Raw genomic sequence first — 17988 nt, forward strand, 5'->3', positions numbered from 1 at the left:
GGTGCGCCGCACCAGTTGGGCGGCGGCGAATTTCGTCAACTCAACCGCAGACCCGGACGCCCTCGTTATTTCCCGCCAGGATTGGCAACGCGTGCTGAATCAACTGGCCTCGACTCCCTGAAATGGCCAAAGTCGAGTCTAAGTATAGACTATGCTAGAAAAATTGCATTAAGGCGCGTCCGGTTATTAAATGGCGCCTCGATAACTGCCAACATCCAAGACTTTAATTTTTGTGCCTTTCATCTTAGATGCGTAATTATCTACAAACCACTTCATTCGAAGCATCGAACTATTATGCATTGCCGCTTAGCCTCGATTCAATTGCCGTTTTACCGTGGTTCGAGCACTCCCCGACGTGCCTATCACCAAGCGGCCCGTAGTGTCGTTGTTTGCGATTCGGAGACTTTGCGAAGCGCGTCATACGTTACTCGGGAGCCATCGCATGTCGCCGGGTCGATCGATTGTTCCATCGCATCCGCAGTATCGCCCACGCCTGGCTGCGAACGCGGTCGGCGGCAAGACCGGCGGCAAGCAGGGCGAGGACCGACACAAGCGCGAGTGTTGCGAATTGTTCAAGGCTGCTCTCAGCCCTCGGTAGAGCCCAGCGCAGTCCGGCAACGACGAGTCCGCTGGTCAGCAAGGGTGCGACGATGTCGAGAGAGTACCACCGCCATTTCTCATGAATGAGGATTCGGCGGTGCATGAAGTGAATACCGATCAGGACATAACAGGCGTTGAATGTCGTCCATACCCAAGCGGCTCCGATCGGGCCGTAATGAGGAGTGATCCAGAGGATGGCCGGGACAATGAACAGCACGGAGACGGTGTTGATACGCACCGCAAGGCTGGTCCAGCCATGCGCGAGTTGCGTCTGATAGGGTATCCATAACAGGGCATTCAGCAGATTGCCGAGCAACAGCAAGCTCATCAGCGGTGCGACCCGCGCCGCAAGACTTGGGTCACGGGTCCAGATTTGCAGAAATGTCTCGGCGTAAACGATGAGCACGAGGGCCGCGCTGCCAACGATCACTGAGACCAGTTGCGCGCCCTGATGGTAGATGTGAATCAGCGCGTCGGTATTGCCGGTGGCCTGGAGTTGGCTCATCCGCGGGTACCAGGCTTGGGCGATGGGCGACGTCAATAGGTAGATAGCACCGGCCACGACCCCAGCCAGGACGTAATAGCCATATTCAGAGAGCGTCAGCAGCTTTGCCAAGAGAATCTTATCCACCTGGGTCAGCAGCAGACTCAGGAGCGTGAGTGCGAGCATCCCGCCGGCAAATCTCCAGATACCGCGTAGCGCACTGATTGAAAAGCGTCCGCCGCGCTCGCCACGCGGCAAACTGGCGTAAGTCATGATGCGAAGGATACTGAGACTGGTCAGGCAGATGAACACCTGCCAGAGGAAGAAAGCTTGAATGGTCGGAAGAACCCAGGCAAGAATCGCGATGGCCCCCAGACCACGCAGCGTCGCCATGCTGCTTTGGATCACATTGAGTAACACCTGTCGCTGCAGACCGACCAGACTGCTACTATAAATGCCTTCAACGAACTGTAGCGCCGTCATCAGGCCCATGATCAGTATTGCTTGCGCCACGACTGAAATCGGTAAGCTCTCAGCCCGGACCCATGACGAGGCAAGCCAAGTCGACGCAAAGCCAACCCCCGCCGCGATCGACAGGGCGACTGAGAACATGACGACTTCAATACTGCGCAGCAGGTCCCGGATGGACGCGACGGTGTGAATCCCACCGGTAAAGCGCGCCATCTCGCGATTCAGCGTGGGTTTCATCCCGATATCGAACAATGCAAGCCATGACTGGAAAAGCGCGAACAGGCCAATTAGCCCATAGGCTTCAATTCCAAGATACTTGATGTATAGCGGAATAAAGGCGAACCCCATAACGGCAGCCCAGATCTGGCCGAGGTAATTCGCGACGAGGTTGCGTTTGAGCATTTATCGGGTTCAGCAAACCGCTTTATTATCGAGGACTCATTTGATATGCGAGCACGCCGGACGGTATGCGCTAGTTTTTTTATTTATTTATCAGATGGTTGAGGCGCTTAGATCGGCACAGTTGTCCGGTTGTCAAATGAGTTGTCGATATCTTCTGCATAAATAAGTAACGAGTCAAAAAAAGCTAAACAGATCATACAGTCGTTGTCGTAATCGTTATCGGATTCCGGATCGATTCAGGACCGTCCGCAAGCCTACGAGGCGGCTACTCCAGCCGGGCGCGTCGTGCCTCGATTACGACAACGAAAAGGTGCTAAAGGCATGTCCTAACAGACCTGTTTAGATTGTTAGTGAAGCGTTCCTCAGGGACGTACAGCCGGCGTCGGTATAGACTGCCCCGGCTTTAGGGGACAGCACCCTCCGCGATGATCTCGGTCCGGAACTGGGGCGCGTTTTCGATGCTGCGCTTGACGGCGCAGAGATCCATGGATCTCAGGATGCCATCGCGGTATTTGTCCGGGAAGCCTTCCGGGAGGGTCAGGCGCAGGACCACGGAGGCGGCACTGGGATCGGTTTTGTGTCCTAGCCAGTCCATCGTCAGGCGCATGCCCGCGGTGGGCAGTTCGCGGCTCTGACAGAATTTCAGGGCGAAGATGCCGGCGCAGGTGGCGATTGATGTCAGGAACAGGTCGAACGGCTGGGGCGCGGAGCCCGTGCCGCCGTGTTCGACCTGTTGGTCGGTGGCAATGGTGTGCTCACGAATCCGCGCATCGACGCGCGTGCCGCCGGGAAAGTCGATTTCGATGTGTTCGGTCATCGCCATGGGGAACACTCCAGGGTCTGGGCAGTGGTTGAAACGACCACGACGAACGTGGTCGTCAGTGGTTCGGGGCGCGCGATGCCGCGGCGGACCGGGATCATTGGTCCTTGTTGCCGCCGAATACTTTCATGGGGTTCGGCATCATCTTCATGGGGTTGAAGCTGTTGCCGCCGGCCCGCCCGGACTCGGGCGGTGGGCCTTGATCGGCGCCATAGGGGGCTCCGCTGTAGCCGGGCACAGGGCCGCCTGGGCCACTTGGAGCATCGCCGTAACCGCTACCCTGGTACGGACCAGCAGGTCCACCCTGAGGCCCGTACCCCTGAGGTTGGGGTGCTCCGGCCGGGCTGCCATAGGCTGGCCCGGTGTAAGCGGGGATCTGATAACCGGGACCTGGCCCGGGTGCCGGCTGGCCATAGGCCGGGCCGGTGTAGGCGGGAATCCGGTAGTCGGCCCCGGGAGCGGGCGTCGGCTGACCATACGCAGGGCCTGAATACCCGGGGAGCTGACCTCCAGCGCCTGGAGCGGGTGCCGGCTGACCATACGCGGGACCTGAATAGTCGGGAATTTGGCCACCGTAACCAGGCGCCGGCTGGCCGTAGGCCGGGACCTGAATGCCATTTGGGCCGCCCCCTGCGGCCCGCGTGTCGGCGCCGGCACAAACCATCAGTGCCGCCAGGACGGCGATGCTGCTCGCGTGCTTGGACATGATTCCTCCAGTCGCTTGCTCTGTTGGCGAAATCGGTTGGCCGTCCCGGCATGGGTTCGCCGGTGACGGCGTTCCGTATTTTGACGATCGTACTCGCAATCGGGTGTCTGGACCTACTCCGGGAACTGCGCGGGTGCGGGGGCCAGGAATCGGGGGCGCCAAACCTCGCCCAGACGGACCCGAGCGGGTTCGCGATCATGCCCTCGTCGGGGGGCGCGGATCGACTCGCCCTGGGCGCGTCGGACGCTGCTCGTTTCAGGTTCACAGGCCCGGCAACGCGCCGCCGTCACGCGATCGACGATCGTCTCGCCTCCTGTTCGATGCCTGGTGCGCGCTCAACCCCCTCGACTGGCACAGCAGTCTCGCCGGGTGCTTCAGTCTGCACCTCCGCGGCGGATCGCAGGTCCAGCGCATCGAGCCGCCGCGCCAGGTCGCCGTACAGGGATTCCTGCGCCGCGAGCCTGGCCTGCAGCCCGCTTGCGATCCCCTCCTGCGTCGCCAGGGCGTGCCGTAACGCGCGCTCTTCGGCGACCAGCGCCGCGCCCGCCGCCTCGGCGACCTTCAATTGTTCGGTCAGCGCCGCCCGTTCGGCTTCCAGCCGCGCCTGGCTGGCGACGCGTTCGTCGCGGGCCTGACGGGTCACGCGCAGGGTTTCTTGAGTCTCGCGCAACTCCCGGCGGGACTCGGCCAACTCGGCGGCCAACCGGGCGGTGTCCTGGCTGAGCCGGGTGACGGCGTCCTGTTTGACGACCAGGGTCTGGGCGAGCTGGCGCAGTTCCGCCTGGACCTGCTGCACCTGGGTCTCATGGCGGCGCTGGTCCAGATCGCGCTGATCTTTGACCGATTGCCGGTAATGCTCCAGTGCATCGCGCGCATGCCGATGTTGCTCTTCCAGGGAGGCGCTGTGCCGCGCGTGCTCCTCCAGCCGCACGGTGAGAGCCGCGTTTTCGTTCGCGGTCGTGGCGCTGCGGATGCGCTCCTGCTGCAAAGCCGCCTGGGTCGCCGCGTGGGCGTCGCGCTCGGCGGCGAGTGCGTCGTCGCGCTGTCCGGCTTGCGCCTGGACCTCGGCGAGTGCCTGCGCCAGCCCGGCGATCTCGGTGCGCTGCGCGCTTGACTCGATGCGATGAAGCGTCTCCGCGGCGGCTACCACGGCGCGGGCCTCATCCAGGAGTTGCCGCGCCAGCCCGGCGACGGTGGTGCGCAGGGTCTCGCTCAGCAAGGGCTCGTCGTCGAGGCGCGTACCGTTTTCCCGCGCCAGTTCCTGCAGGTAGCGGTGCAGCGTACTCTTGGAGCCGGTGTTGCCCAGCTCCACCCGGACCGCGTCGATCGAGGGGTTTTCCCCGCGGGCGACCAGCGCGTCGCGGGCCTGCTGCACCCGAAATTTCGAAATACCGGCGCGCGCCATCAGACCTCCGTCAAAATCATACCGTAGTACGTACCGCGTGATTACAGTCTAGCACGCCGGGGTCGAAGTGCCGGCTCGGATCGGCGGTTAACATGCGATAATCCCCGGTCATCGCACGACCACTTGAGCCGATACGCCCACCGATTGCCGAGGACCACCCATGACTGACGTTGACCGCTATGTCGCCGCGGCAGAGCGCGAGCACACCCGCCGCAGTTACGCATCGGCCGTCCGTCACTTCGAAGAGACCTGGGGCGGATTCCTTCCGGCCACCGCGGAGGCGGTGGCCCGATACCTGGCCGCACATGCCGAGTCGCTGGCACTCAATACGCTGAAGCTGCGGCTGGCCGCGCTTGCGCAATGGCATCGCGATCAGGGCTTTGCCGATCCCACCAAGGCGCCGCTGGTGCGCCGGGTGCTGAAAGGGATCGGGGCCTTGCATCCCGCCCGCGAGCAGCGCGCCCTGCCGCTGCCGCTGGCGGAACTGACGCGCATCGATGACTGGCTCGCCGCGGAGATCCTGCGCACCGCAGACGCGGGAGCGCGCGCCGATCAGCTGCGGGCACTGCGCGACCGCGCGCTGATCCTGCTTGGATTCTGGCGGGCCTTTCGCAGTGACGAACTGAGCCGGCTGTGCATCCAGGACATCACGGCGGTACCCGGCGAGGGGCTGACGCTCTATCTGACCCGCACCAAGACGGATCGCGGCTCAGCGGGCACCGCCTTCAAGGTCCCCGCCTTGTCGCGCCTGTGCGCGGTACAGGCGTATACGGCGTGGATCGGCGCCGCGAAACTGACCGACGGACCGGTCTTTCGGCGCATCGACGCGCATGGCCACCTGGGTTCGGCGGCCTTGCACCCGAATAGCCTGGTACCGGTGTTGCGCCACTGCTTCGCCGCGGCCGGCGTGCCCGAACCGGACCGCTACAGCGGTCACTCCCTGCGGCGCGGTTTCGCCACCTGGGCCAGCGCCCACCAGTGGGACGTCAAGGACCTGATGGAGTACGTTGGATGGAAGGATCCCGCCTCGGCCCTGCGCTACATCGAGCGCGACGATGCCTTCGGCCGTCGGCGCATCGAGCGGGGCCTGGCCGGAGACGCATCCGCGGGCGGATCCAGCCCTCGCCACTGATCGCCGGACAGAACCTTGGTATCGCCTTCCTACCGGATATCCGGACAGACTCTTGACGTAGGGGCGGGTTTGCAACCCGACCCTACGTCTGGTGATCACGTCCGATGGCTATAACGCGTTTCTTTGTCGCGTGCGATCACGTTTCCTGTGATAAAATTCAATATCTTGGCGAACATCCTTACGGTCGCCGATGTTTATTACGATTGTCGTTCGGTTGGAGGTAGACGTGAAGGGGCGTTCGTTTGCGATTGTCGGTTGGTGCCTGCTCGGCATCGGGTTACTGTCCGGCTGCGCCGGCAACCAGATGGTGTCCGATAGCTTTGACGCCACCAACCGCCCACAACTGCTCCTCCCCGGAGCCAACCGCGCTGAAGTCAAGGGCCTGGCCATGGGTTCTGCACGGGCCAAGGGCTGGACCATCGTCCAGTCCAGTGATGATCGGTTGGTCATGCAGCGCCCCCTCAACCCGTCCTCACCCTCGGCACTCGCCCTCGAATCCGCCAAGAGCAGCGTGCCGCCGGTCATCGAGGTCACGTCAGCGTTCATGGAGCAGTCCGGCGGCGTCAATGTCGCTTTGGGCGCGACCCTGATCACCCAATCACCGGGCGAAAAATCGCCCAAACGGACCGACTACACCGAAAACTATCGGGACGCGCTCATGCAATCACTCGGGTCGCTGCGCACGAACTGGACGGCCAACCGGCAGCGGGTGGCCAACGCGATGCCAACGCTATCCCCGAAGTCGGAATCGGCTCCCGTTGCTGCTGCGGAGAACAACCCGCTGGCGCAGGTATGGGGCGAGACCGTCGCCGAGGCGACCACCGCAGGATCAGGCGCATCCGGGGGCGCCGACGCGCCGGCGGCCGAGTCGGATCACACCCCGGCGGAAACGGCGCCGTCACGCGATCTTGCCGCGACGTCGCTCCCCCCCACGCCGGAACCCGCGACCCCAGCCCCGTCGGGATTACAGTGGTCGACCTCATCCCCGGCGCCGGTGGTTGACGGCAGCAGCGCGGTCGCGGGCGGCCTGATGGCCGCCCCCACCCCGGTCTCCGTCGCGAGAACTACACCGCTGGCGCAGCCGACACCTGAGCCGACGACCGCACAGCAGGAAGCCAAAGTCGCCAGACCCGAGGCACGGACTGCGACGAAGACCGCCGTGCCCGCGGCAACGGCCGTCAAAGCCGAGCCGCGGACCGCAAAACCAGCGACGCAAACCGCGAGGGTCGCGTCGAAACCAGCAGCGGCTGGTGCAAAGACCGCAAAGACCGACCCCAAGACAGCCAAACCCACGCCGAAAAGCACCAAGACTGACCCCAAGGCGGCCAAGCCCGAGTCCAAGATCGCCAAGACCGATCCCAAGACAGCTAAACCCGAGGCAAAGATCGCCAAAGCCGATACCAAGACGGCCAAACCCGCGCCAAAGAGCACCAAGACCGACTCCAAAGCGGCCAAACCAGCGTCAAAGAGCACCAAAACCGATTCCAAGGCGGCCAAGCCCGAGACCAAGACCATCAAAGCCGATTCCAGGACGGCCAAACCCGAGCCGAAGAACGCCAAGGCCGATACCAAGACGGCCAAACCCGCGCCGAAGAGCACCAAAACCGATTCCAAAGCGGCTAAACCCGCGTCAAAGAGCACCAAAACCGATAAGTCCTGACCGGACACTGTCGCTGTTCACACCCATCCCTGTTCGAAATCGACAAAACGGCGGATCGACAGGGGAGCGATGATCTCATCCGCACCGAGCTCATCCCGATTGAAACAGGCGAAGGCGCGTTGGAAGCGCGCCCGCTGCTGCCATTGCGCCAGGCTGAAGGTCCCCTGACCGCGCAGGACACGCACGCTGGGCACGCCGCCCAAGGTCAGCAGTCCGGCTCCGCCGATCCCGGAGAACAAGCGGGGCTGGATGATGAGATGGACCACCGGCGCCTCGGCAAGGCCGTGCGCGGACGGTCGGGGGTGCGGGGCGTGGAGGTTCAGTGTGTAGGCCGGATGATTACGGGTCAACAGGTCACGCATTCCAGGGCATTTCAGAGCATCCCGCCGCCATTTCTTAACCTCCCGTTATCGCTAGATTTTACGCCTGGACATGGGGCAGGGTATGCCATAGTATTGCACCGGCAACCGCACCAAGAGAGGAACCCCGAGAGGAACCCCGGACCGAAGCTATGCCGAAATTCTCAGACCTGTACGTGAAAAACCTACCGCCCCAAGCCGCCCGTTACGACGTGCGCGAAGGGCAAGGTTTCGGGGTTCGTGTCTCGCCCGATGGGGGTAAGGCGTTTTTCTTCATTTACCAGTTACAGGGCAACAAGCGACGGATGACCTTAGGCCAGTATCCCGCGGTCACCCTCAAGGACGCGCGTAAGGTGTTCGATGCCGCCCGCGCTCGGGTTGCCCTTGGGTACGACCCCAGCGCGGAACGCACCGACGCACGGGAACAGATCAGACGCGAGCGGGAGGAACAAGCCGCGCTGCTGACCGTGGCACGACTGGCCGATGACTACATTGAACGGCACGCCAAGCCCAATAAACGCACGTGGCCGCGCGATGCCGCCATGCTGAAAAACGATGTCTTGCCGTTATGGGGGACGCGCAAGGCCGAAGACATCACCCGGCGCGACATCAACCAACTACTCGACAGCATCAAAGACCGGGGCGCACCGATCCGGGCGAACCGCGTCTTATCGCTGGTTCGTAAGATGTTCAACTTCGGGATGCAACGCGGCGAACTTCCCGTAAACCCGTGCATAGGGGTAGGTAAACCTGCTCAAGAACACTCACGAGACCGCATCTTGACCGACGATGAAGCCCGCCGACTGTGGGGCGCACTGGACACCGGGATCTTTAAGGCGACCGAGCCGGTTGCACTTGCCGTCAAGCTTCAACTGTTGACCGCCGCCCGTGTCGGCGAAGTCACCGGCGCCCGTTGGTCGGAAATCGACTTGTGCTCGCAGTGGTGGGAAATCCCAGCGGAGCGAATGAAGAACAAGCGCAGTCATCGGGTTTGGTTGACCGCCGCCGCCGTGGCAATCTTGGAGCGATTGAAGGCTATTCAGACAGAACAAGGGCTATCTTCGGATTGGGTCTTTGTGTCGCCAGCGGGCGAAAAACCGATTGTGACAACTGCCGTCAATAAGGCGATTGCCAGGAATGCGAACACCCTCAACATGGCCCCGTTTACACCCCACGACTTGCGGCGCACCGTGGCAACCCGACTCGCAGAGGCGGGAGTGCTGCCGCATATCGTCGGCAAGGTGTTATCTCACTCGGATTCGACGGTAACAGGCAGGCATTACGACAAATTCAGTTACGACACGGAGAAGCGTAGAGCGTTGGAAGTCTGGGGCGAACGGTTGCGCGAAATTGTCACCGGGGAGCGGCGCGATAACGTGTTGATGTTGGCACGGGGAGCCGGGAAACCATGAACAGCGAGCGGTTTGGGCGCACGATCCAACTAACCGACCATGCGAAGAAGCGCATGAGCGAACGAGACATTGACGGCGCGCGGATTCTCGACATTATCGAAACCGGGCAAGCCAAGTACAAAGACGAGCGGCACCTGTGGCTATTCAAGGGCTATCAAGATCGCTCGGACAACCTACTCTGCGTTGCCGTTCTGTTGTCTAGCGCTCTGATCGTAAAGACCGTTATGCACCATTTCACACCATGGGAATGAAGATGAAAACCATCTATTACGCCGATGATGACATCCTTGAAATCCGCCTGTCAGACGCGCCCATTGTCAAAGAAACGTCGCAGGGTTGGAATATCAACCTGTCATTCGATGCAGGCGGAAATCTGGTTGAACTGGTTGTTCTGGAAGCGCGGGAAGCCGGGTTGTTACCGGCGCTACTGGACACCCGAAAGGCCGCCTGAGCGCGGGCCGCACCCCGTAACTTAAGACACCGTGCGCGGATCACTGCGCCCGCCGACCGCCGCCGCGTTGCGTCAAGTCTAGGTTTGGCCGCCGAAAAGCCGGACACCTTCACCGGCCTGACTTGACCATTTTTTGAAGGGCGCTAGAAGGTGCGCTAGATGAAAGAGACAGAAAAAGAAAAGCTATCAACTACTGCTATATTGAAAGATATAATAAAGACTTGGCCTATACTGCCACCCGACCAAGAAACCGCGCGACTGCATGAGGAAGTGAAACGCGAATGGACCGCCGCGTTTAGTGCAGCGTGGAAAAAGAAGATCATCATAACGCAATACTTCCCGTTCTACCCAAACGATGAAGCGGCAGACGAAGACGAAATAATAGCGATTAGTAAGCAAGATATTTTGACGCTCTTTGAATCCGCGGTACTCATTAGCTTATATGGGCCAGTGCCAACGCTAATAGAAACAGTAAAATGTCTTGCGACAACCATTCCTAAAGATATTTTGCGCGGCAGACTGAACCCACGAAACCCGATAGACGGGCGAGTGTTTATCGAAACAACAGAGATGATAGACCCGGAATGGACTATTACCCGTGCAGAGCTAGAAGAATACTCTGATACGCTATTCAGCGGCTCTTGTTCAGTCAAAGGATCGACGATAAATGAAAAGGAAAAAAGATGGAATAGCTATTTTACTGACAGAGAAAGGTTACACGATGATAACGTGGTTAGACATAAAGATAGGCGACTACAAGACACGCAAGATGAGGCACTTAATGTTCTTGTTAATTCACTTGAACAGGAAGCGATAGAGAAAGGTCAATGTTTCGACCGCAACGCATTGAGATACAGTAAAGAAGACCTTCTAAAAATGCTCAAGGATCGCAACCCCAGATTATTTTCTGGTTCGCTAGGCACGTTCCAAACTTTTTGGAGCAAGCGGCGCAAGGGGATCTGTAGCGTGATAAGCGGGAGAAAACCGAAATCGGTATAACATCGACCCCACCCGTGGTGCCTGGTGATGGGCTCGGACGCGGTTCAGGCGTCGCGATCCTGCTCGACCTGGTGATGGTCGGCACCTTCGAGGCCCTGTCGGCGCTGCCCGTGGGGATCTTCAGCCGCCGCGGCGACCACCAACCCAGCGGAGCCGGACGCGTCGGCACTGCCCGTGGGGGCCTGGTGATGGGATCGGACGCGGACGCGGACTCAGGCGTCGCGTTCCTGCTCGATCAGGTGATGGTCGGCACCTCCGCGGCGCTGCCGGCGCGGTCCGGTGACGGTCGCCACCTTCGAGGCGCTGCCGGCGCTGCCCGTGGGGATCTTCAACCGCCGCGGCGACCACCAACCCAGCGGGCCGGACGCATCGGCACTGCCCGTGGGGGCCTGGTGATGGACGCGGACGCGGACGCGGACGCGGACTCAGGCGTCGCGTTCCTGCTCGACCAGGTGATGGTCGGCACCTCCGCGGCGCTGCCGGCGCGGTCCGGTGACGGTCGCCACCTTCGCGGCCCTGTCGGCGCTGTCCGTGGGGATCTTCAACCGCCGCGGCGACCACCAACCCAGCGGGCCGGACGCATCGGCACTACCTGCGAAATCTTGCGCAGTGCGGCGCAATTCCGCGGAAAGAACACGGCGCGGAAACTAGGGTGAACCTCTGGTGAATCTCTGGTGAATCTCTGGTGACTTAGATTCACCTCAGTTTTTTAATGCAATGCCACGGCATAGGCTGGTCATGTGTTTACGACCAAGAGCCACCTAACACCATGCTGAAGACCACCAACACCGCCGCCGCCATCCTTCGCCGCCCCGCTGTCGTAAAGCTCACCGGAGTGTCCTACACGACCCTGTACCGCAAGATGCGGGCCGGGGAGTTTCCGCAACGCGTGCGCTTAGGCAAGAACGCCGTTGGTTGGCGCGAAGCCGAAGTCCAGGCGTGGATCAACAGCCGGGAATCGGTTGTTACCGCTCCCGTAACCGCATCCTAAACGCCCCGTAACGGGCCGTTACGCCGCGCGCCAGAGGTACCCCACGATGGACGATGAAACCAGAGACAAACGCCGCGCCTATATCCGCCTAGCCGCCGCTGATGCGGGACTGGAGGGCGACGCCTTCCGGGACTTTCTCAAGCGGCGCACCGGCAAGACCGACCTTGATAGCCTGACCGACAAGGAGCTAGAGGATCTGAAGCAGTGGCTAAAGCCGAGTCCGGCGCAGTGGGGAAAGGTTCGTTACTTCTGCGATGTGATGGGCTGGGAAGGGTTCGATGACCCGGCTTTTCTGGCCTTCGTTGAGCGCGTGACCAAGAAGAACAACCCGCGGTTTCTCACTAGGCTACTGATTCGAAACCTGATCGCCGCCCTATCCAGTTGGATCGACACTCTTGACCACCACGGACGGTTACCGCCCGCGACCGTTGCGCCCGACGCCCGCCTGAGTCCCGAACCAAAATGACCCCAAAGAAAAAGCCCGATCCGGGCGAACGGAGCGGGCTTGCAGAAAGGTGTTGGCGTGGTGTAGCGTGGTTGCCGTCCGTGGGCGGATTGGCGTCTACCCACGGTAAAGCTAGGCCGCTAAAACGGCACAGCACCGGCGTTAAGAATGATACCCGACCGGGTGACATTCGTCTTGCCTTTGCCTGTTTCCGCCCCGCGGCCGATTTTTCCATCCTTGGAGATCGGCACATGACCCCTTCCGACCGCGCCCCCGGCGCACCGCTGACCAGAGCCACCTTTGACCGCGAAGACATCAACCGGCGCTTGCTGGCGGTTGTCTGGCATCCTGGCGTCAACGCGATAGACGCGCTCAACGACTGGCTATCCCTGATCGAGGGAGTTGCGCAGTATTTAAGAATTTCATCTGCTGAAACTCGTAATCCGGAAGACCCGCAATTCAACAGCGATGAGTTAAGCGCCATGGGCGACACCATCGCCAAGGCCGCGAGGATTGCCCTGATCTTAGCGGAAGCCGCCGCATCGGGTGAAGTATGACCGCCCCCAAACCCGCCCGCGGTATCCGCGTTCGTCCGCATTTATCCGAAACCTTCTTTCCGGGGAGCAATCCCGCCGTCGAGTTGCCGATTGCGTCGATTCTACTTGACCGGACCATTCAACAACGGGCCGGGGGAGTCTCGAACGCCGTGTTGAATGACTATGCTTTGAGCATTGGCGAATGGATTCACCGCGTACCGGTAACGGTCTACCGCGACCCGTCCGGCGCCTGTGTCTTGGCAGACGGCTTTCACCGGGTCGCCGCCGCCAAATTGGCCGGGTTGCAGCACATCCATTGCACAGTCTTGGTTGGGGGCTATCGCGAGGCCCTGCTATTCGCGTGCGGGGCCAATGCGACCCACGGCGCCCGCCGTACCGCTGCGGACAAGCGGCGCGCGGTCGAAACCCTGTTGCATGACGCTGAATGGTGCCAATGGTCAAACCGGCGCATCGCCGAACAGATTGGCGTTGACCATAAGACGGTCGGCACCATTCGCGCCCAACTGGGGAATTTCCCCAGTTGCGCCAGTCCAGCGACCGCCGCGGACGCCCTGCCCACGGCGGGAGCGGTCGGCGGATCACGGGAGGAAACCGCGGTTCCGATCGCCGCCCCAGTGGACACCGCGACGCCCGCGGACCCCTTGTCCGTGGACCTGGCACCGCCGCCTGAGCGCACCACGTCAAGCGAACCCGCCGCCGCGCTCGCCCCGAAGCGCATCGGCAAAGACGGCAAAGCGCGGGCCGCGCCCACACCCAAGGCACCGGAGCCGGGGACGGACACCGACCCCGGATATGGCAGGGTCTATGCACGATCGGCCGGAACGCTGATCAATCAAGCCGAGCGTGTCGCGCGTGCCATCAGCGATGGCGAACCGCTTGATGAAACGCTGAAACGCTTGATGGAGGTCAAAGCGACCACGGACGAGTTGCTGAATGGACTGCTCATACTCAAAGACCAGCACGATCTAGCGCAATTCGCCGCCCGTGGCGATGGGGGGCACCATGGCACGTCTAAGAGCCGACACCCTCAAGGCCGCGCTACCTGCCGCCCGCTATTACGCCCGCGTCTTGCCGACCCTGCCGCCGACCCAGCGCGGGGGTTGGGTTGATGGCGGTTTATGCCCGTTCCACAGCGACGCCCACAAGGGCAATTTTCGGGTCAATCTGGACACCGGCGCGTATCGCTGTTTTTCCTGCGACGCGAAAGGCGGGGACATCATCGACTTTCATCAACAGAGCCGGAGCCTATCCTTCCCGGACACCATCACCGACTTGGCGCGTGAGTTTCTGTCGGGCGGGGGATGGGACGATGCATAAAGATCCCCGTGTTGAGATGGACCAAGACGAGCCGCCGCGGGCCGCCGTTACCGCGCTATGCCATGCCCCAGCGACCTGGCCGCGTGACGATGGCACAAGGGGCCGTCTGGTCAAGACCTGGCCTTATCTCTCAGCGCAAGGCGAACTGCTCGGATTCACCGCCCGCTATCACTTTGAGACGGGATCGGCGAAGGATGTTATCCCGTTCTTCAAGCGCGATGAGCGGGGCCAGTTTCGAGCCGGCGCGGCACCGGTACCGCGCCCGCTGTTCGGGCTCGACACCCTCAACCGGCCGGGGCCGCTGTTCATTACCGAGGGGGAGAAAGACGCCGCCGCGCTGCATTGCATCGGGTTCGCCGCCGTCACGTCGCCGGGCGGGGGCAAGGCCGCCGATAAGGCGGACTGGCCGGCGCTGCAACCCGCCATGGACACCGGGCGGACGGTCCTGTGTTGGCCGGACCATGACGCGCCCGGACGGGTCTACGTCGCCACCGTGGCGGGGCTGCTCGGGTCGGCGTGCGAATGTCTGGTATCCCTGCCGGAGGGCACGCCAAACGTAGCGGGAGCCGGCGCGGCTGACTGGTTGGCCGCGGCACTCACCGCCGCGGGCCAGAAGTGGGACGGGCTCAACCCGCCCGCCCTGACCCCAGAGGCACGCGAGGCCCTGCGAGTTCTCCTAGAAGGTGCCGTAGAAGCCGTCCGCGGACCGCTACCGCCCGACTGGACGCCCCACCAAGCCGCCGCCAAGGCCGCCGTAACCCACTACCGCGGAGCCGACGACGGGCCGCCTGGCTACGTCGCCACCGACCGCGGAATTATCCGGGTCTACGGGGAAAAGGAATCGCAGCTTTCCAATTTCACGGCGCGCATTGTGGAGGAAGTCCTACACGATGACGGCACCCAAGAGAACACGCGCATGTTGACCATCCACGGGACGCGCGACGGGGCACCGCTACCGCCCGCGGCGCTGTCATTGGATGAGTTCAACGGGATGAATTGGCCGGTCAAGCATTGGGGGACAGGCTGTATGGTGAACCCCGGACAAGGGGCACGCGACCATCTGAAATTCGCGATTCAATACCTGTCACACCGCGGCGCAACGCCGATCAATCGAACGGTATTTAACCATACCGGTTGGCGCGAGATCGACAGGGCGTGGGTCTACCTGTCGGCGGGGGCCGTGATTGGTGCCGATGGGCCAGTTGAGGGGATCGACGTAGACTTAGGCGACTTGGGGGACTTGTACCGCCTGCCGCCGCCAAGCTGCACGCCAGAGCAACGCCGGGAGGCCGCCACCGCCAGCATGGAGGCCGCGACCATCGCCCCACCCGAGGTTGCTATTCCGCTGATTGCCTGCGTCTATCTCGCACCCTTCGCGCAACAGTTGGGCGTTGACCTGGCCGTCTGGCTGGAGGGGCCGAGCCGGAGCATGAAAAGCACCCTGGCCGCCGTGATGGCGGCGCACTTCGGAGCCGGGGCCGAGCGCACCGCACTCGCCGCCAGTTGGTTGGATACCGCGAAGTCGATCAGTCACAGGCTGTTTGTTCTGGCCGATGGGTTAGCCGTGATTGACGACTACGCCCCGCAAGCGTCCGCGGGGGATCAGGCTAAGATCGATCGAACCGTTCATGAAGTCTTGCGGGGGATCGGTAACCGGGTCGGACGGGGCCGCTTAACGTCTGATATTAAGTTGCAGACCCGCCGCCCGCCGCGCGCACTGGCACTCAGTACCGCGGAGCAATACCTACACGGGGAGAGCATCAGCGCCCGCCTGTTCGGCGTGACCATGACGCCGCGCAGTCTCGACATGGAACGGCTGAACCGCGCCCAAGCCGCCGCCAAGGCGGGGACCTTAGCGCGGGCGATGGCGGACTATCTCAGCACCGTAGCGCGCGACTTCGTGCGCTGCCGCGACGCCGCGCGGGCCGACTGGCAGCGGTTGCGCGACGAAGCGATGACCGCGGGTTTGTGCGGCCGGACACCGGATCAAGTCGCCTTTCTGCTGATCGGTTACGGCAAGGCCCTGAACCATTGGCAAGGGGCCGGGCTACTCTCGCCAGACACCAAGATTACCATGTTCACGGAAGCGCGGCGCGTCCTGTACGAGCTGGCCAAGATCCATGAGCGACGGATTGCCAGTGCGCAACCCGCGGATACCTTCGTGTCCATACTGGCCGATCTACTGCTATCGGGAGAGGCGTATCTACGGGGGACCGATGACCAAAAACCCGCCGTCCATCCAGACCGTTACGGTTGGCGCGCGGACGGCGCATCGGGGGCGCATATCGGTTGGGTGGACGAAGGAAAGGAGGAACTCTATCTGCTCAGAGAAGCCGCCTTAGCCGCCATCAAGGACCGCGGCCGGCGCATTGATAACCCGCTGAACATCAGTTCTAGCGCGCTACTGCGTCAACTCAAGGACCGGGGTTTCTTGCTGACCGGGGACGAAGAACAACGAGACGGGAAATCCGTTGATCGGACTTCGCGCGTCAAACGCATCGGTAATAAGACGGTGCGCGTGTTGGTCCTGCCGCTGTCGGTTCTCGACCACGAAGGGGGCGACTAGGCACCAGCGGACGGACACGGAAAGACCGCCGACCCAGGGACGGGCCGGCGCATCACGGGCTGAAACTGGGGCCGGATAACCATGACGCCATCATGGAGGGATCATTACCTGATCGTCGAAAAAGTTAGGTACCCATCTATCTACAGAGTGGTAACAGTGGTAACACTCAAAATACAAGCTTTAGAACAGCACTTTAGCCTGTGGATAACTTTTTTTCTGGCCGGATCAGTGGTAACAAAAGTGGTAACAGGATTCTGCCGCTTTTTGCTGTTACCACTTTTGTTACCACTGACCACCCGAAAAACGCCCTTTTTTGCCTTGTTAAACGCTTGGTTTAGCATGTGTTTTTGCTTTGTTACCACTGTTACCACTCTGTTAGAACAGGGGGGGGTCCAGGTTTTCAGAAACATCGCCTATGTTATGAACCCACCATGAGGACATCATGGGTATTTCCGCCGATCGCCCTGCCGTGAACACCTGGCGTAAGAACGCGCGCAATCTGCCGACCATATGAGTTTCCGGAATGAGCCAAACGAAAAGCGACTTCGCCCTATCTCTGATTGATCGCGTCAAGCTTGCTCAAGCCGATCTTGATGCCGCCGCCAGGTGCATGGAGACCGCACAAGACGAACTTGAAGCCGCCGAAACAAAACTGAATGCGCTGCTTGACGTGATCGAGGCCGCCGCGTATCCCGTGGCGGACCATGCGCGCCCGACTTGAAGCGAATCGCCAAACGTCCACCGGGGGTCCGATTTATGCGGAAGACATGGGAAGTCTTAGGACTTGGTGAGGTTGGGCCGCGCGCTGTACCCCGGAGCGCGCCAGATGGATTGAGACACCGCGCCCAACGACAGCCCGGTTTCACATGCGAAACGGTCCGACCTGGTGATGGTCGGCACCTTCGAGGCGCTGCCGGCGCTGTCCGGTGACGGTCGCCACCTTCGAGGCCCTGTCGGCGCTGCCCGTGGGGGCCTGGTGATGGTCGCCACCTCCGAGGCCCTGCCCGTCGGGCCTGGTGACGAGCGCGGACGCGAACTCAGGCACCGCGACCACCAACCAACCCAGCGGAGCCGGACGCATCGGCACTGCCCGTGGGGGCCTGGTGATGGGCTCGGACGCGGACGCGGACTCAGGCGTCGCGTTCCTGCTCGACCTGGTGATGGTCGGCACCTCCGCGGCGCTGCCGGCGCGGTCCGGTGACGGTCGCCAC

The 17988-nt window shown here is 61.9% G+C and carries 20 protein-coding genes; 15 read left to right on the forward strand and 5 right to left on the reverse strand.

The annotated features are described in order from the left end of the window. Positions 1–424 precede the first annotated feature (424 nt). The 4 genes from QZY03_RS19885 to QZY03_RS19900 form a co-directional block, all read right to left on the reverse strand. Positions 425–1957, reverse strand: a complete 1533-nt coding sequence (locus QZY03_RS19885) for an oligosaccharide flippase family protein (protein WP_295583902.1) — start codon at positions 1955–1957, stop codon at positions 425–427. Between the two features lie 403 nt (positions 1958–2360). Continuing rightward, positions 2361–2780, reverse strand: coding sequence for an OsmC family protein (locus QZY03_RS19890; RefSeq protein WP_295583903.1), 420 nt, complete (start codon positions 2778–2780; stop codon positions 2361–2363). A gap of 94 nt (positions 2781–2874) precedes the next feature. Beyond that, positions 2875–3483: a hypothetical protein gene (locus QZY03_RS19895; protein ID WP_295583904.1), complete on the reverse strand. Its 609-nt coding sequence runs from the start codon at positions 3481–3483 to the stop codon at positions 2875–2877. Positions 3484–3769: 286 nt separating this feature from the next. Further along, a complete protein-coding gene (locus tag QZY03_RS19900; protein ID WP_295583905.1) occupies positions 3770–4888 on the reverse strand; it encodes a DNA-binding protein in 1119 nt (372 codons plus the stop codon). A gap of 160 nt (positions 4889–5048) precedes the next feature. Between QZY03_RS19900 and QZY03_RS19905 the strand changes: the two genes are divergently transcribed. Then, positions 5049–6020 carry a site-specific integrase gene (locus QZY03_RS19905; RefSeq protein WP_295583906.1) on the forward strand — a complete coding sequence of 324 codons (972 nt, stop codon included), beginning with the start codon at positions 5049–5051 and terminating at the stop codon, positions 6018–6020. A gap of 226 nt (positions 6021–6246) precedes the next feature. Then, a complete protein-coding gene (locus QZY03_RS19910) occupies positions 6247–7680 on the forward strand; it encodes a hypothetical protein (protein ID WP_295583907.1) in 1434 nt (477 codons plus the stop codon). Positions 7681–7697: 17 nt separating this feature from the next. Here QZY03_RS19910 and QZY03_RS19915 read toward each other — a convergent pair whose 3' ends face one another. Next, positions 7698–8042, reverse strand: coding sequence for a hypothetical protein (locus QZY03_RS19915; protein ID WP_295583908.1), 345 nt, complete (start codon positions 8040–8042; stop codon positions 7698–7700). 149 nt (positions 8043–8191) lie between these two features. Here QZY03_RS19915 and QZY03_RS19920 point away from each other — a divergent pair, with 149 nt between their 5' ends. From QZY03_RS19920 to QZY03_RS19975, 13 genes are all read left to right on the forward strand, one after another. Beyond that, entirely contained in the window at positions 8192–9451 is a 1260-nt protein-coding gene (locus QZY03_RS19920; protein ID WP_295583909.1) for a site-specific integrase, read from the forward strand. After that, positions 9448–9702 carry a DUF4258 domain-containing protein gene (locus QZY03_RS19925; RefSeq protein ID WP_295583910.1) on the forward strand — a complete coding sequence of 85 codons (255 nt, stop codon included), beginning with the start codon at positions 9448–9450 and terminating at the stop codon, positions 9700–9702. The genes QZY03_RS19920 and QZY03_RS19925 overlap by 4 nt, the downstream gene beginning before the upstream one ends. 2 nt (positions 9703–9704) lie before the next feature. Next, on the forward strand, positions 9705–9902 hold the full coding sequence (locus QZY03_RS19930) for a DUF2283 domain-containing protein (RefSeq protein ID WP_295583911.1): 198 nt from the start codon (positions 9705–9707) through the stop codon (positions 9900–9902). Between the two features lie 159 nt (positions 9903–10061). Continuing rightward, positions 10062–10901 carry a hypothetical protein gene (locus QZY03_RS19935; protein ID WP_295583912.1) on the forward strand — a complete coding sequence of 280 codons (840 nt, stop codon included), beginning with the start codon at positions 10062–10064 and terminating at the stop codon, positions 10899–10901. Between the two features lie 14 nt (positions 10902–10915). Further along, positions 10916–11557: a hypothetical protein gene (locus QZY03_RS19940; protein ID WP_295583913.1), complete on the forward strand. Its 642-nt coding sequence runs from the start codon at positions 10916–10918 to the stop codon at positions 11555–11557. A gap of 113 nt (positions 11558–11670) precedes the next feature. Then, positions 11671–11892 (forward strand): AlpA family transcriptional regulator, encoded by a 222-nt coding sequence (locus QZY03_RS19945; RefSeq protein ID WP_295583914.1) that lies wholly within the window; start codon positions 11671–11673, stop codon positions 11890–11892. A 46-nt stretch (positions 11893–11938) separates the two neighbouring features. Beyond that, positions 11939–12358, forward strand: coding sequence for a hypothetical protein (locus QZY03_RS19950; RefSeq protein WP_295583915.1), 420 nt, complete (start codon positions 11939–11941; stop codon positions 12356–12358). A 230-nt stretch (positions 12359–12588) separates the two neighbouring features. Further along, entirely contained in the window at positions 12589–12894 is a 306-nt protein-coding gene (locus QZY03_RS19955; protein ID WP_295583916.1) for a hypothetical protein, read from the forward strand. Continuing rightward, positions 12891–14003 carry a hypothetical protein gene (locus tag QZY03_RS19960; RefSeq protein WP_295583917.1) on the forward strand — a complete coding sequence of 371 codons (1113 nt, stop codon included), beginning with the start codon at positions 12891–12893 and terminating at the stop codon, positions 14001–14003. Before QZY03_RS19955 ends, QZY03_RS19960 begins: the two co-directional genes overlap by 4 nt. Further along, complete coding sequence (locus tag QZY03_RS32200) at positions 13897–14211, forward strand: CHC2 zinc finger domain-containing protein (protein ID WP_363169508.1); 315 nt, start codon at positions 13897–13899, stop codon at positions 14209–14211. Before QZY03_RS19960 ends, QZY03_RS32200 begins: the two co-directional genes overlap by 107 nt. Beyond that, on the forward strand, positions 14204–16777 hold the full coding sequence (locus QZY03_RS19965) for a hypothetical protein (protein WP_295583918.1): 2574 nt from the start codon (positions 14204–14206) through the stop codon (positions 16775–16777). The genes QZY03_RS32200 and QZY03_RS19965 overlap by 8 nt, the downstream gene beginning before the upstream one ends. 523 nt (positions 16778–17300) lie before the next feature. Continuing rightward, entirely contained in the window at positions 17301–17498 is a 198-nt protein-coding gene (locus QZY03_RS19970; RefSeq protein WP_295583919.1) for a hypothetical protein, read from the forward strand. 295 nt (positions 17499–17793) lie between these two features. Next, positions 17794–17988 (forward strand): hypothetical protein (locus QZY03_RS19975; protein WP_295583920.1); only part of this gene is annotated, 195 nt, incomplete at its 3' end.

This window comes from uncultured Lamprocystis sp., assembly GCF_903933125.1.
Lineage (GTDB): Bacteria > Pseudomonadota > Gammaproteobacteria > Chromatiales > Chromatiaceae > Thiodictyon.

Bases quoted from the DNA above. Each gene is read 5' to 3' on its own strand.
- QZY03_RS19885 (WP_295583902.1), bottom strand. From the start codon at position 1,957: ATGCTCAAACGCAACCTCGTCGCGAATTACCTCGGCCAGATCTGGGCT.
- QZY03_RS19890 (WP_295583903.1), bottom strand. From the start codon at position 2,780: ATGGCGATGACCGAACACATCGAAATCGACTTTCCCGGCGGCACGCGC.
- QZY03_RS19895 (WP_295583904.1), bottom strand. From the start codon at position 3,483: ATGTCCAAGCACGCGAGCAGCATCGCCGTCCTGGCGGCACTGATGGTT.
- QZY03_RS19900 (WP_295583905.1), bottom strand. From the start codon at position 4,888: ATGGCGCGCGCCGGTATTTCGAAATTTCGGGTGCAGCAGGCCCGCGAC.
- QZY03_RS19905 (WP_295583906.1), top strand. From the start codon at position 5,049: ATGACTGACGTTGACCGCTATGTCGCCGCGGCAGAGCGCGAGCACACC.
- QZY03_RS19915 (WP_295583908.1), bottom strand. From the start codon at position 8,042: ATGCGTGACCTGTTGACCCGTAATCATCCGGCCTACACACTGAACCTC.
- QZY03_RS19920 (WP_295583909.1), top strand. From the start codon at position 8,192: ATGCCGAAATTCTCAGACCTGTACGTGAAAAACCTACCGCCCCAAGCC.
- QZY03_RS19925 (WP_295583910.1), top strand. From the start codon at position 9,448: ATGAACAGCGAGCGGTTTGGGCGCACGATCCAACTAACCGACCATGCG.
- QZY03_RS19930 (WP_295583911.1), top strand. From the start codon at position 9,705: ATGAAAACCATCTATTACGCCGATGATGACATCCTTGAAATCCGCCTG.
- QZY03_RS19935 (WP_295583912.1), top strand. From the start codon at position 10,062: ATGAAAGAGACAGAAAAAGAAAAGCTATCAACTACTGCTATATTGAAA.
- QZY03_RS19945 (WP_295583914.1), top strand. From the start codon at position 11,671: ATGCTGAAGACCACCAACACCGCCGCCGCCATCCTTCGCCGCCCCGCT.
- QZY03_RS19950 (WP_295583915.1), top strand. From the start codon at position 11,939: ATGGACGATGAAACCAGAGACAAACGCCGCGCCTATATCCGCCTAGCC.
- QZY03_RS19955 (WP_295583916.1), top strand. From the start codon at position 12,589: ATGACCCCTTCCGACCGCGCCCCCGGCGCACCGCTGACCAGAGCCACC.
- QZY03_RS19960 (WP_295583917.1), top strand. From the start codon at position 12,891: ATGACCGCCCCCAAACCCGCCCGCGGTATCCGCGTTCGTCCGCATTTA.
- QZY03_RS32200 (WP_363169508.1), top strand. From the start codon at position 13,897: ATGGCACGTCTAAGAGCCGACACCCTCAAGGCCGCGCTACCTGCCGCC.
- QZY03_RS19965 (WP_295583918.1), top strand. From the start codon at position 14,204: ATGCATAAAGATCCCCGTGTTGAGATGGACCAAGACGAGCCGCCGCGG.
- QZY03_RS19970 (WP_295583919.1), top strand. From the start codon at position 17,301: ATGAGCCAAACGAAAAGCGACTTCGCCCTATCTCTGATTGATCGCGTC.